Annotated in this window: 13 protein-coding genes and 1 pseudogene; 12 read left to right on the plus strand and 2 right to left on the minus strand. The window is 55.6% G+C overall.

Translation table 11 applies throughout. The annotated features are described in order from the left end of the window. Positions 1-331: pseudogene (locus tag D777_RS17990) on the minus strand (hypothetical protein); the annotation flags it as partial. A 27-nt stretch (positions 332-358) separates the two neighbouring features. Between D777_RS17990 and D777_RS00940 the strand changes: the two are divergent. The 12 genes from D777_RS00940 (at position 359) to D777_RS00995 (ending at position 13,170) form a co-directional block, all read left to right on the plus strand. Beyond that, positions 359-1,054 carry a DUF3592 domain-containing protein gene (locus D777_RS00940; RefSeq protein ID WP_036127830.1) on the plus strand — a complete coding sequence of 232 codons (696 nt, stop codon included), beginning with the start codon at positions 359-361 and terminating at the stop codon, positions 1,052-1,054. Between the two features lie 91 nt (positions 1,055-1,145). After that, positions 1,146-2,288: a zinc-binding dehydrogenase gene (locus tag D777_RS00945; RefSeq protein ID WP_036128228.1), complete on the plus strand. Its 1,143-nt coding sequence runs from the start codon at positions 1,146-1,148 to the stop codon at positions 2,286-2,288. Beyond that, the gene (locus D777_RS00950) at positions 2,288-3,331 is read left to right on the plus strand and encodes a proline racemase family protein (protein ID WP_036127835.1); all 1,044 of its coding nucleotides are present in this window, start codon (positions 2,288-2,290) and stop codon (positions 3,329-3,331) included. Before D777_RS00945 ends, D777_RS00950 begins: the two co-directional genes overlap by 1 nt. Before the next feature lie 190 nt (positions 3,332-3,521). Continuing rightward, positions 3,522-5,171, plus strand: a complete 1,650-nt coding sequence (locus tag D777_RS00955) for an AMP-binding protein (protein ID WP_036127838.1) — start codon at positions 3,522-3,524, stop codon at positions 5,169-5,171. Beyond that, positions 5,168-5,590, plus strand: a complete 423-nt coding sequence (locus D777_RS00960; protein ID WP_036127841.1) for a PaaI family thioesterase — start codon at positions 5,168-5,170, stop codon at positions 5,588-5,590. The genes D777_RS00955 and D777_RS00960 overlap by 4 nt, the downstream gene beginning before the upstream one ends. A gap of 115 nt (positions 5,591-5,705) precedes the next feature. Next, on the plus strand, positions 5,706-6,515 hold the full coding sequence (locus D777_RS00965; protein WP_036127843.1) for an alpha/beta fold hydrolase: 810 nt from the start codon (positions 5,706-5,708) through the stop codon (positions 6,513-6,515). Between the two features lie 71 nt (positions 6,516-6,586). Beyond that, entirely contained in the window at positions 6,587-7,390 is an 804-nt protein-coding gene (locus D777_RS00970) for an ABC transporter ATP-binding protein (RefSeq protein ID WP_036127845.1), read from the plus strand. Further along, a complete protein-coding gene (locus tag D777_RS00975; protein WP_036127848.1) occupies positions 7,387-8,109 on the plus strand; it encodes an ABC transporter ATP-binding protein in 723 nt (240 codons plus the stop codon). The genes D777_RS00970 and D777_RS00975 overlap by 4 nt, the downstream gene beginning before the upstream one ends. A gap of 81 nt (positions 8,110-8,190) precedes the next feature. Continuing rightward, positions 8,191-9,399 (plus strand): ABC transporter substrate-binding protein, encoded by a 1,209-nt coding sequence (locus D777_RS00980; protein WP_036127851.1) that lies wholly within the window; start codon positions 8,191-8,193, stop codon positions 9,397-9,399. 110 nt (positions 9,400-9,509) lie between these two features. Then, positions 9,510-10,397 (plus strand): branched-chain amino acid ABC transporter permease, encoded by an 888-nt coding sequence (locus tag D777_RS00985; RefSeq protein ID WP_036127853.1) that lies wholly within the window; start codon positions 9,510-9,512, stop codon positions 10,395-10,397. Positions 10,398-10,399: 2 nt separating this feature from the next. Further along, positions 10,400-11,395 (plus strand): branched-chain amino acid ABC transporter permease, encoded by a 996-nt coding sequence (locus D777_RS00990; RefSeq protein WP_036127856.1) that lies wholly within the window; start codon positions 10,400-10,402, stop codon positions 11,393-11,395. A 326-nt stretch (positions 11,396-11,721) separates the two neighbouring features. Next, positions 11,722-13,170 (plus strand): fibronectin type III domain-containing protein, encoded by a 1,449-nt coding sequence (locus D777_RS00995; protein ID WP_036127859.1) that lies wholly within the window; start codon positions 11,722-11,724, stop codon positions 13,168-13,170. A gap of 71 nt (positions 13,171-13,241) precedes the next feature. Here the strand turns inward: D777_RS00995 and D777_RS01000 are convergent, their stop codons facing one another. Beyond that, positions 13,242-14,042: a class I SAM-dependent methyltransferase gene (locus tag D777_RS01000; protein ID WP_036127861.1), complete on the minus strand. Its 801-nt coding sequence runs from the start codon at positions 14,040-14,042 to the stop codon at positions 13,242-13,244. Between the last annotated feature and the right edge of the window lie 37 nt (positions 14,043-14,079).

Here is a 14,079-nt window from a genome sequence, read left to right on the forward strand (position 1 = left end):
TGACCGCTTGTTGTTGGGAATATGACAGGTCTGGGTGGTGTGCCCGAATCCGATCCTCGATGGCGTTTACTTCGGCTTCGCTGAGGCTTTCACTGGTGACAGAGGTGCAGCCCACGATCAGGCTGGAGGCGACCAAGGTCAGTACGTAACGCATGCACACTCCGTGCAATAAGGTTTCACATTCCATGTATGGCATGAATGCTATCACCCGAAAGCCCTGAAAAGCATTAAGAGGGCGAAAGCTTTTAGCTCGCTTTTTGCGGCGATGCTTTAAAGCGCCGGAGATGCCGGTATAATCCGTATTCCCCGGCAGCGGGATGTTGCCGGGCATGGACGCAAATCTTTCAAAGGACCTGATATGAAAGTCTTTAATACCCTCCGGGTGATTTTCGCCCTGATTGGTGTCGGTATGCTTGCTGGTGCCTATTTTTCTTTCCAGAACACGACGGATTTTCTGGAGACAGCCTCCGCCAAATCTGGTGTTGTCACAGACTTGATCCGCTCCCGTTCGAGTGATTCCAACGCTTACTATCCTGTGGTCCGTTTCGAGGACGATCAGGGCCGTTTGGTGGAGTTTCGTTCCTCAAGTGGTACCAACCCTCCGGCTTATGATCGGGGTGAGAAAGTGAACGTGCTATTTACACCGGGGGAAGCTGAGTCTGCCCGGATCGATGGATTCTTTTCTCTCTGGGGTGTTGCGCTGATCGTAGGCGGCCTAGGTACTGCGTTTTTCCTGATTGGCGGTGGCATGTTTCTGGTGCCCGCGATTCGGGGGCGTGGCGCGGCCAGGTTGCGCGAGACAGGTCAGCTGGTGCAGGGTCGGTTCCAGGGTGTTGAGCGCAACACCGGGTTGGAAATGAATGGCCGGAATCCGTTCCGAATTGTGTGCCAGTGGCAAAACCCGGTGACGTCCGATGTTCACGTATTCCACAGTGATAACATCTGGTTTGACCCCTCCGATCACATTTCGGGCGATAGCATTCCTGTTTACATTAATCCCACCAACCCCAGGCGATATTGGGTCGATACTTCGTTCTTGCCCAAACTCTCGTAAGGTTCCTCCAGCAACAGCCTGACACTCCCGGCGATCTCTCCTATGCTGATTTGATACACCAGATTCAGCAGCAATGGAGGGGCGCCACCTGATGATTCCATCCACCATGAAAGCCATGGTCCTCACCGGGCATGGCGGCATCGAAAAGCTTGAGTATCAGGATGTGACTACGCCGTCTCCGGGGCCTGGTCAGGTGTTGGTTCAGGTGACGGCCACAGCCAAGAACAACACCGACCGGAAGGCAAGGGAAGGGCTCTACCCCACGAAAAAGGGTGAGATGACGTCTTTTCAGATGGGGGGCAAACCCACGCTGGTTTTTCCCCGGATTCAGGGTGCCGATATCGCTGGCCGGGTTGTGGCTGTGGGTGATGGCGTTCCGGAAAGCCGGGTGGGTGAGCGTGGCCTGCTGGATTTCAATATCTACGCTGATGCCCGTCGGGATATCAATCTCACGCCAGACTATTATGGCCATGGCGCCGATGGTGGTTTCGCAGAGTACGTCGCGCTTCCAGCTGACCAGTTTCATCACGTCCCCAACCCGGATCTGTCCGATGCCGAACTCGCGGCCATGGGCATGTGTTCCTATCAAACCGCCTACCATATGGTGACCTCGGCCAACCTGAAGGCCGGAGAGCGTGTATTGGTCACGGGCGCCAGTGGTGGTGTCGGTACAGCGCTCATCCAGCTTTGTCGGATCATCGGAGCCATTCCGTACGCGGTGAGCAAGCCCGACAAAGCCGACGCCTTGCTCGGCTTGGGCGCAGAGGCGGTACTGGATCGCTCGGATCTGCCCAGCTTTGTCGAGCGGGTGAAGCAGGCAACGGGCGGCAAGCCGATTGATGCGGTCATGGACCTGGTCGGTGGTGAGATGACTGACCTTTTCATCGACACCATGATTTTCGATATGAACACCCGCAGCGATTACCCGAGGCTCAGTATTGCCGGTGCCAGCGGGGGCAATATCAGCGAAATTCTCTGGACTCGTATCTATCTTTATCAGGTGCAGATTTTTGGCGTGTCCCACGGTACACGCGAAGAGGCGGAACAGTTGATGGCGTGGATTCGGGGAGGGCAACTCAAACCGGTGCTTCATGGCGCCTTCCGGCTTTCGGATCTGCACCGGGCAGAGGAATACTTTGTTAACCGGGGCAGTAATTATCTCGGCAAGATCGTGATTGTTCCCGACTCAATGTGGGATGAACACGGCAAACCCTGGTCGCTGGAGAGTGCCTGATGAAGCCTGAACTGACCATTCAATTAATGGACACCCACGCCGGAGGAGACGTCAGCCGCATTGTGACGGGAGGCATTGATCCGCTGCCCGGTGACACCGTCAGAGCCCAGATGGAGTACCTGCGGGATGATGCCGATGGTCTTCGGCGGCTCTTGCTCGAGGAGCCCTATGGCATTCCTGAAATGTCGGTAGATCTTCTGGTGCCGGCAACAGATCCGAGAGCAGCGGCCGGGTATATCATCATGGAGGTCATGGGGTATCCGATCTACTCCGGGTCCAACACCATCTGCACGGCAACCGCGGTACTCGAAGCCGGCATCGTTCCAAAGCGGGAAGGCAAGCAGAGCTTTATGCTGGAGTCACCGGCAGGGCTGGTGCAGATCGAGGCGACGGTTCGCGACGGTGTGGTCGAGGCCATCACCTGTGAGGGCCTGCCGAGCTATATCCATTCCTACCGCGAGAGCATCGATGTGCCAGGGCTCGGGACGATCACCTACAGCGTGGCCTATAGTGGGGGGTTTTATGCTTTGGTGGATGCTCGTCAACTGGGGTTTGAGCTGACGTTGGATGAGGAGCGCAGGCTCGCACAAACGGCGCATGCCATTGTTGAGGCCATCCAGGCTGAGCGTGGGTTTTCTCACTACACCCTTGGAGATGTCGGGCCGTTACCGTTCCTGCATTTTATGGGGCCGGTCGAAGAAGTTGCTGAGGGTTTTTATCGTTCACGTTCGGCCACTTATGTTCATCCGGGGGTAATCTGTCGCAGTACAACGGGCACGGGAACATCTGCCCGACTGGCGCTGATGAATTACGAGGGAAGTATTTCCCCGGGCGACCGGCTGGAAACCGTGTCACTGAGAGAGACCGGTTTTATTGGCGAGTTCAGTGATGTTCAGCAGGAAGGCGACTATCAGGTGGTAAAAAACCACATCACAGGTCGGGGATACGTGATTGCCCGATCCGATATCGTCGTAAATTGTGATGACCCGATGGTGGAGTGTGATGCACTTCACCATGTGCTCTCGAGCCGTCGCACCGAATAAATTTTTTCTCTTTTTTTTTGCTTCCCTGAGGCACGCCTGGCGCGGCGTGCCTGAATATTCCCGTTGTGATTGCATGTTGATTCGTCGAAGTCTTCGACTATTGTCTTTCCAAGTTTACCTTTACGTAAAGTGTACCCTGTGCTAAATCTTGATCTCGTGATTTCGAAGATAACAACAACAGGAGTTGAACATGAGCCTCCCGGAATACGCTGACGTCTACAACAATTTTGATCCTGCCGCCCTGGAGGCGGAGATTCTGGATGGTCGCCTGGATAGCGGCCTGAATGTCTGTCACGAAATCTGCGACAAGTGGGCAAGCGACCCACAAAAAGTTGCGCTTTACTACGAGAAAGACGGTGGTGGTGAGGGCAAGCTCACCTTTGCTGAGCTCCGCGATGCATCAGCCCGTTTTGCCAACTATCTGAAATCCCAGGGGATCGGAAAAGGGGACCGGGTAGCGGGTCTGTTGCCCCGGACTCCGGAGCTGCTGATTGTAATTGCCGGTGCTCTGCGGGCCGGCGCGGTGTATCAGCCGCTGTTTACAGCTTTTGGTTCCGGGGCCATTGAGTATCGCCTGGAGCGCGCGGGAACACGGCTTGTGGTGACCGATCCTCAGAACTTTCCGAAGCTCAATGATGTCAAAGGTTGCCCGCCGGCGATGTGCGTGAGTGCCAGCGAGGCCGGAGCTGATGTTGCGGATTTTTACGCCACACTGGACGAGCAGTCTGCGGAGTTCGAGCCGGTTCAGATCAAAGGCTCTGATCCGTTCCTGCAGATGTTTACCTCCGGTACGGTTGGTAAAGCCAAGGGTGTGGCTGTGCCTGCCCGTGCGCTGATGGCGTTTTACGTGTACATGAAATACGCCATCGATCTCCGCGAGGACGATCGTTATTGGAACGTAGCGGACCCGGGCTGGGCTTACGGGCTTTACTATGCCGTCGTGGGGCCATTGCTCATGGGGCACGCCACCCATTTCAATCCGGGTGCATTCACGCCGGAGTCCACCTACGACATGATCCGCAAATACAAGATCACCAACCTGGCGGCGGCGCCGACGGCGTACCGTCTGTTGAAGGCCAATGATCATGTGTTGCCCGAGGGCGAGAACCTTGGCCTGAGGGTTGCCAGCAGTGCTGGTGAGCCTCTGAATCCGGAAGTGGTGAACTGGATCAAGAATCGTCATTTCTGTCCGGTGAAAGATCACTACGGCCAGACCGAGACCGGTATGACCTGTTGTAACTTCCACGGGCTGAGCCACCCGCTCCGTGAGGGTTCCATGGGGTACTCCTCGCCCGGGCACAGAGTCGTTGCCCTCAGTGAGCAGAATGAAGAAGTCGGAGAGGGCGAAATCGGACAACTGGCTGTCGATGTCAAATCCTCACCGCTGTTCCATTTCGATGGTTACACCTGGGGTGAGAAAGATCCGTTCGTAAACGGGTACTACCTGACGGGCGATATGGTCATCTGCCACGGCGACGGCAGTTACTCCTTTAGCGGCCGTGACGATGACATCATCACCACCGCTGGCTATCGGGTTGGGCCGGCAGACGTGGAAAGCACGCTGCTGGAGCATGCGGCGGTTGCCGAGTCAGGCGTTGTCGCCAAGCCGGACGAGAAGCGCGGTTCCATTATCAAGGCATACGTGGTCATCAAGAGCGATCAGGCGACATCTGATGACGATTCCCTCCGGGATGAGTTGCAGGAATTGGTGCGCCGCCGTCTCTCAACGCACGCTTTCCCTCGGGAGATCGAGTTTGTCGATGAGCTTCCCAAAACGCCCAGTGGAAAGATCCAGCGTTTCGTGCTGCGTAATCGTGCCAAGGACGAAGTTGAAGCATGATCATCAGCTTTGAAGAGCTCCGGGCCTTTCTCGCCGAGCAGTTTCCGCAGGGAGACGCCTATGGCTCCCTGCAGAAGCTCGGGGATGGTTGGGCAGAGATGAGGCTTGAGGTGGATGAGGAGCACCTGCGCCCGGGCGGAACAGTGTCCGGGCCGGCAATGATGGGGTTGGCGGATGTCACCGTCTATGCCGCGCTGCTCAGCAAGATCGGGCTTGTTCCCCTGGCCGTGACCACGAACCTGAACATCAATTTCCTCCGAAAGCCCGTCGCGCACAAGCCTATCTGGGCCAGGGCGACGATGCTGAAGGTGGGGCGGACCATGGGGGTGGGTGAAGTCTTTGTGTACTCCGAAGGAGTTGAGGAGCCCGTTGCGCATTCAACCATGACCTATTCGATTCCTCCGGCCCATCGCAGGTGAATTCTGTATAGTATAAATACTATAGTAATAAGGTAGTAGTGTTATAAAAAGTCTTGACTATCACCAGCTCTGTAACCTAGATTGTCCGATACTTGAGGATTACAACAATAACGCTATGAAGATTCGAGACATGTTGGTGCCCGTGGCCGAAGATGTTCATCTGGAGGTCAGGCGCATACAGCACCCAACCCTTGAAGGGCCCACGTTGGTGTTCCTGCATGAATCCCTCGGCAGTATCGGGCTGTGGCGAAAATTTCCCGAAAAGCTGGCCGCCGCCACTGGATTCGATGCCCTGATATACAACCGACTGGGTTATGGCCGGTCATCGGACGAGCCACTTCCGCGTCCCTACGATTTCCAGATCAAGGCGGGCTCCGTCTGGTTGCCTCGCTTGCTGGATGAGCTTGGCCTGGATGAGGTCATCCTGGTTGGGCACAGCGACGGTGGCTCCATTGCCCTGATCGCTGCGGGTGCGATGGGGGCACGCGTCAAGGCGATGATCACCATGGCGGCTCATGTCTATGCCGATCATCTAACCGAGGAAGGCATCCGGGACATGGCCGTTCGATACAAGGACTCCGATATCCGGGATCGTCTCCATCGCCATCACGGTGAGCGGACCGATGACATTTTTTATGCCTGGCAAACCGTCTGGCTGGATGAAGGTTTCCAGCATTCCCTCGATTTCAGCGGCTCATTATCCGCCATTGATTGCCCCTCCTTGATCATCCAGGGGGAAGAGGATGAATACGGTGTGCCGGATCAGGTAACACGTATTGTTGACGGTATCGGGGCTAAAGCGATCCCGGTATTTATGCCTGAAACAGGCCATTCGCCACATCTGGAAAAAATGGATCAGGTAATCGAGTTGATCTACGACTTTTTGCTAAGTCGGGAAGGCGAAAAAATTGCGATTTCGCATTGACGTTTACGTTGACGTCAATCTACTCTGTAGTTACTTGATATTTACAACAATAACAAAAGGTAGACCGGCTCATGACTGAACCGTACGTTCTGGAGACCCGCAACCTTGTAAAAGAGTTCAAGGGCTTTGTCGCGGTTAACGACGTGAATCTCAAGATTCAGAAAGGCCATATCCATGCCCTGATCGGACCGAATGGGGCGGGAAAAACCACCGTATTCAACCTGCTCACCAAATTTTTGATACCAACCCGGGGGCAGATCCTCTACAAGGGCGACGACATTACCCCTCTGAAGTCAGCTGCCATTGCTCGCAAGGGCATTGTCCGCTCATTTCAGATCTCAGCCGTCTTCCCCCATATGACGGCACTCGAGAATATTCGCGTGGCACTCCAGACGTTTGAGGGCACGTCCTTCAGTTTCTGGAAGTCCGGCAACTCCCTACACAAGCTAAATGCCCGTTGCATGGAACTGTTGGATTCGGTTGGCTTGGCTGAATTCGCCAACACCACCACCGTTGAGCTCGCCTATGGGCGAAAGCGAGCACTGGAACTCGCGACAACCCTGGCCATGGAGCCGGAAATTCTGCTGCTCGATGAACCTACCCAGGGTATGGGCTCAGAGGATGTCGATCGGGTTGTAGAGCTGGTGCGGACAGCTGCTAAAGGGCGCACCGTTCTTATGGTTGAACATAACCTCAGCGTTGTTAGCAAGCTCTGTGATCGAATCACTGTGCTGGCTCAGGGGGCCGTTCTGACCGAAGGCGACTATGCCACCGTCTCTGCAGATCCGCAGGTTCGTGAAGTCTATATGGGCAGCGATGGCAGTGGAGAGCGCGGGGCCTCAGAAAGTCATGAGAATGCGGAGGCGGCCCAATGAGCGCGAACCCTGACAGAGAGTATGAACAGCTACGTGTGAGTGGCCTGCATGCGTTTTATGGCGAATCACACATTCTTCACGGCATCGATCTGGTCGTGAACCGGGGGGAACTGGTGACTCTGCTCGGCCGCAACGGTGCCGGCAGGAGTACCACGCTCAAGGCCATTATGAACATGGTAGGTCGCCGCACCGGCTCGATCATGATCAATGGTGAAGAGACCATGTCCTGTGCCCCTCACCATATTGCCAGGTTGGGTGTCGGTTATTGCCCCGAGCATCGGGGCATTTTTTCCTCACTCAGCGTTCAGGAAAATCTCACGCTACCGCCGGTCGTTCGTAGTGGTGGGATGAGCCTGGAAGAGATCTACACCATGTTCCCCAACCTTTATGAGCGCCGATTTAGCCAGGGTACCAAGCTCTCGGGCGGCGAACAGCAAATGCTCGCTATGGCGCGGATCCTGCGTACCGGCGCGAATATGCTGTTGCTGGATGAGATTACCGAGGGCCTGGCGCCGGTCATCGTAGAGAAACTGGGGGAAGTTCTGGTCGCTCTTAAAGAGAAAGGCCTGACCATTGTCCTGGTGGAGCAGAATTTCCACTTCGCAGCGCCATTGGCTGACCGGCATTACGTGGTTGAGCATGGCCAGATTGTGGAAGAAATCGGTGCCGACGAATTGACTGCAAAACAGTCGGTGCTGGATAGCTATTTGGGGGTCTGATCCCGGATAGGACGAAAGCGACGAAAGCAACAAAAGCAACAACAAACCGAACCAACGCAAGACAGTAGCGGAGATACAACAATGACAATGATGAAAAAGCTTCTGACCTCAGCCGTTGCATCAGCCCTGATGGTGGGCGGAGCCCAAGCGGAAATTTCTGACAACACCGTCAAGATTGGTTATCTGGCCGATATGTCCGGTACATACCGTGACTTGGCCGGTCCCAATGGTCTGGCGGCGCTGAATATGGCTATCAAGGATTTTGGTGGCAAAGTAAACGGCGCGAAGATCGAAGTCGTCAGTGCGGATGACCGTAACAGCCCTGATACCTCCTCAAGCACCGTCCGCCGCTGGGTGGAAAACGACAAGGTGGATCTGGTGGCCGGCATGGTGGCTTCCTCCGTCTCCATTGCTGTGAGCAAGATTCTTGAGGAGCATGACCGGTTAGGCATCATTTCCGGCTCTGCTGCCTCCAGCATCACCAACGAGCACTGTACTCCAAACCACATCCACTACGTCTATGACACCTACCCGCTGGCCAACGGTACCGCCAGTGCCGTGGTCAAAGAGGGTGGTAAGACCTGGTACATGCTGACCGCTGACTACGCCTTCGGCCACGCACTGGAAGGTGATGTGACCCGTGTTGTCGAGGCTAATGGTGGTGAGGTGATTGGCGCTGTTCGTCATCCGTTCCCGACTCAGGATTTTTCATCCTTCATCCTGCAAGCGCAAGCTTCCGGTGCTGACGTTGTTGGTCTGGCCAACGCCGGTGCAGACACCACCAACGCCATTACAACAGCGAGTGAGTTCGGTGTGACCCAGTCTGGTCAGACTCTGGCTGCGCTGTTGCTGTTCCTGACCGATGTGCATGCATTGGGTGCTGAAACCGCTCAGGGCATTCAGCTGACCACCGGCTGGTACTGGGATATGAACGATGAGACACGTGAGTGGTCCGATCGCTTCATGGAGGAAACCGGGGTTCGGCCAACCATGGTCCACGCCGGTATTTACTCCAGCACCATGCAATATCTGAACGCTGTCGCTGCGACCGGCTCTGATGATGCTCAGACCGTGCGCCAGCAAATGATGGATACGCCGATCAATGACATGTTTGCCAAGAACGGCAAGATTCGTGTTGACGGCCGGATGGTGCATGACATGTACCTGGCGGAAGTGAAGACTCCGGAAGAGTCCAAGAACGAGTGGGACCTGTACAAAATTCTGCGGACTATTCCGGCAGAAGAGTCTTACCGTCCGCTTTCTGAGAGCAAGTGCAAACTGGTCAAGTAAACGGGTAGGCCTGGCCTTGGCACTTTTCAGTTGATCTGGAAAGTGCCCGGCAGGGCCTCTGGCATGACCTATCCAACCAAACTGTCTGCGCTGCTTCTGGAGTTAGCAACATGTCCATGATTTTTGGCGTCCCCCTTGCTGTGCTGTCCGGCCAGCTGCTCATCGGGATCATCAACGGCGCCTTCTATGCCCTGCTGAGCCTGGGGCTTGCGGTAATCTTCGGCCTTCTGAAGATCATCAACTTCGCTCACGGTGCCATGTACATGCTTGGTGCCATGGTCACCGTCCTGATGTTTGATGCGTTGGGCGTCAACTACTGGGTGGCGCTGTTTCTGGCACCGCTGGTGGTCGGGGCATTTGGTGTTCTGATCGAGTATTTTCTGCTGCGCCGCATTGCGGGGCAGGATCATATCTACAGCCTGCTGCTTACCTTCGGCGCAGCGCTGATTATTCAGGGCGTTCTGGTGAACATTTTTGGTGTATCGGGTCTGCGTTACACCATGCCGGACATGTTCAAGGGCGGCGTCAATCTCGGCTTTATGTTTTTGCCCTACTATCGTGCCTGGGTCATTGTTGCAGCCCTGGTGGTGTGCTTCGGTACCTGGTTCGTGATCGAGAAAACCAAGCTGGGCTCTTACCTGCGGGCAGGTACAGAGGACTCCCAGCTGATGCAGGGCTTTGGTATCAACGTCCCATTGCTGATCAGCCTGACCTATGGGTTTGGTGTTGCTCTGGCCGCCTTCGCAGGTGTACTGGCCGCCCCGATATACTCGGTCACCCCTGTCATGGGGTCGAGTATCCTGATTGTGGTGTTCGCGGTTGTGGTTATCGGCGGTATGGGCTCCATTGGCGGCGCCATTATTACCGGTATTCTGATGGGCGTGATCGAGGGGCTGACCAAGACCTTCTACCCGCCGGCATCGTCTGCCGTCATTTTCCTGGTAATGGTGCTGGTGTTGATGTTCCGGCCCAGTGGCCTGTTCGGTAAGGAGGCGTAATCATGAATCAGCCAGTCAACTCCGCCGATATCCATAAGGCCATTGTCGAGCAACAGGCTGCGCAGGACCGCCGAAAGATGATTCTCAATGGCGTTCTTCTGGTCTTTCTCCTGGCAGCGCCGTTCATGATGTACCCGGTCTTTTTGATGAAGATCCTGTGCTTCTCGCTGTTCGCGGTGGCATTCAACCTGCTGTTTGGCTTCACCGGACTACTGTCGTTCGGCCACGCAGCCTTCCTGGCAACTGGCGGCTATACCACCGGTTACCTCCTGAGTAATTATTCCGGGCTGACAACCGAGATGGGCATTTTGGCTGGAACCCTGGCGTCAACCGTACTGGGCCTCGGCTTTGCACTGCTGTCGATTCGGCGCCAGGGGATATACTTCGCTATGGTTACGCTGGCACTCGCGCAACTGGTGTTCTTCTTCTTTGTCCAGTCACCGTTTACTGGCGGAGAAGACGGGATGCATGGCATTCCAAGGGGGGAGCTGTTCGGTTTAATCAGTCTTGATGACAACATGAACATGTATTACTTCGTTCTCGCCGTATTTATCGGGTGCTATCTCCTGGTTCAGCGGGTTGTCAGTAGCCCGTACGGTCAGGTGCTGAAATCCATTAAACAGAATGAGGCGAGGGCGGTATCGCTGGGTTACAACGTGGATCGCTACAAGGTGTTGGCGTTTGTGATCTCGGCTGCGCTGGCTGGCCTGGCAGGTTCCATGAAATCTGTTGTGTTCCAGCTGGCGTCTCTGAACGACGCCCATTGGCACATGTCTGGCGAGGTGATTCTCATGACGCTCGTAGGCGGGATGGGGACACTGCTGGGGCCCGTCGTGGGGGCCACCTTTGTGGTAAACGTGGAATACCAGCTTTCCCAAGGGCCTTTGCGGGATTGGGTTGATCCGATTCTCGGAGGCATATTTGTGCTGACTGTATTGGCCTTCCGAAGCGGGATTGTGGGTGAACTCCAGAAATTCGTTAAGAAGAATCTGGGCTGATCAGCTGTATTCGACGTTGAAAGAGACCACCCTTCGGGGTGGTTTTTCTTTTTTTGCAGTGTTTAAAATTGTAATCGCCACAAACGACCAGACCCTTCCGTGGATATTTTTTTCTGGCAGCCGTTGCTGTTTATTGATGTAAAAACAAAGGCTTGATTGAGGAATTGTCGCCTTTGGCAACGTAACGCCTGGTCTCATCGTGTATCCCTCCGTAACTGCCAAATTCCTGACGTTTTGCCACAGAAAAATGTGGAACCAGTCCACGTCGAACCAAAAGCCGCCGCTGTAGGATTTGTCAAAATTCGTCAAATAATTGGTGGCAACCGATGACTTATTGCGGCAAAAAATTAACGAAGCAAGGACTGCTGATCGGGTTTACGGTAGCTCTGCTCTCGGGCTGCGGTGGTCAGGATGGTGGCGAGAGCGCCAATGCGGTTTCTCAATCCCAGGTCAACGACCCGTCTGGTGAAACCGTCGAGGTGGCCGTTGCCGGCGCCGCGATGAAAGGGGTCATTCAGCAAGGGATTGTGACTGCCAGCCGGTTGGTCGCAGATACCAGTGGCTATTATTCACCGCAAAATAACTCGACCAAGCCAACACGTACCGCCGAGGATGGCAGCTATGAACTGAAGCTGCGTGGTAAGTCCAATGACTGGGCCCTGGTTGAAATCACGGCTGATGGCAAAACCCGCATGATCTGTGATGTGCTGCCGCAGTGTGAGCAAGCCGATTCCGATCCGGTAGCGTTCGGCCAACCACTGGTACTTGATAGCAACTTTGTGCTCTCAGGTGCGGGTGACCCCAGTACTGAAACGGTCAACCTCACACCGTTGACCCATCTGGCCGTTTCTCTCGCTGAGCGCAGCGCCAACGGATTGTCTCCAGAATCCCTCGCTAACGCCTATGCGGAGATTGAGAGCTGGTTTGGGCTGAATGCCGGTGCACTCCAGCTGCCAGTACCTGACCTGACGCAGCTTGATGCCACGAGCAATGTCTCTGCCGATGCGGTGCAGGTGGCTATCGCCAATGCCGCCTTCCTGGCACTGGTTAATGACAACACCCAATGGAGCAGCATCTCCCAGGTTATGGATGATGTTGTGGCCCAGGTATCCGCCACTGGCCAGCTTTCCATCATGGGGGATGGCACCAACGTGGCGCTGTCGGATCTGGTCAGCGCAGCCGCTCTGCAATCGTCTGAGCTCCAGGCCACTGTCGAGTCCAGTGTGGTCAGCCAGAAACTGGTTGTCGTTGAGTATCGCTACGTGAATCGATTCAAGACCATTGCTGATGTCTATGGCAATTCCGATACCAGCGTAGCGGACAGCACGGACACAACTGGCAGCACGGATTCATCCAGCACAGACTCAACTGCGGATACCAGCACAGGTGGAAGCACCGATACCAGCACTGGCGACACTGTTGCGGATTCGGGCACCGGCTCAACGACCGATACTTCGACTGGCGGCACCACTGATACCTCTACTGATACCGGAACAGTGAGCACCATTCCAGCAAACGCCGCCATGCTGAGCTGGACGGCTCCTCTGACCCGAGAGAACGGTGATAGCCTGACCATGGGCGAAATTGCCGGCTACGAGGTGGTATACGGAAACAGCTCTGATAACCTGGATCAGACCCTGGCTATTGGAGATGCCTCAGTGGATCAGCTTCTGGTCGATAACCTTGATACAGGCTCCTGGTACTTTGCCATCCGGACCCTCGATATTGACGGCAACCGCAGCCAGCTTTCAGACGTCGTTTACAAGCAGATCTGAGGCAGGCATGGCGGCGGCTGTGCTTCCGCCGCCATGCTCAGGTACTCCCGGCTTTCTTCATAATGCGCCCTTTACTTGGTGCTGCTGACAATGTGGGCAGGGGCTTCGAACACCATTTCACCGTCTGCTGTCACGTAGTCGGCCAATCTGATCTCAGCGATCCCGAGGATCGTCTGGATTTGTTCTTCACTCAGATGAATACCCATCACAGGCAACCAGCCCCTGAGATCCGCCTCCATCATCGCCTGCAGGCTCGGAAACCGGCCCTGACCAACCAGCGTGGTGATCTCTGGTGAGGCGACTCCCGCGGAATGGAACAAGGTTACCAGTTCACTCTTGTCGCCAAGAACAAACGGTGCGCTGAGAGCCGCTGCTGCGGCGTCCCCGGCGTGTTCCCTGAGAATGGCTACCGATTCCGGAAAGGCTGTCATATGTTCGAGACTGTCCCAGACGGCAACCGCGAGGCGTCCCCCCGGTTTCAGCACCCGGTGCATTTCCCTGATCGCCCCGGCTTTGTCCTGAAAAAACATCAGTCCAAACTGGCTTACAACCGCATCAAAGGAATCGTCTGCGTAGGGGAGTGATTCGGCAACCCCTTGTTCCCAGCCAATGTTCGGAGCCAGCTCCCTGGCAACGGCCAACATGCCAGGTCCCGGGTCTAGACCGGTGACACGGCCATGGCTGCCAGTTCGGGAAACAGCCTCCCGGGCGAGAATGCCCGTGCCGCAGCCGACGTCCAGAACGTTGTCTCCCGGATTTATGTCGGCTGCATCGAGGACTGGATTACACCACTGTTTGAAAAGCGCAGGTACGTGCAGGTTCTCGTAGGCCCGGGCCCCTGCAATCTCGTTTTGAAGGTCTGACTCTGTCATTGCCGGTTCCTCCGTCGTTCGCTCTGCGGCCGAGGCA

The organism is Marinobacter nitratireducens (assembly GCF_000708045.1).
GTDB classification, from domain to species: Bacteria; Pseudomonadota; Gammaproteobacteria; order Pseudomonadales; family Oleiphilaceae; genus Marinobacter; species Marinobacter nitratireducens.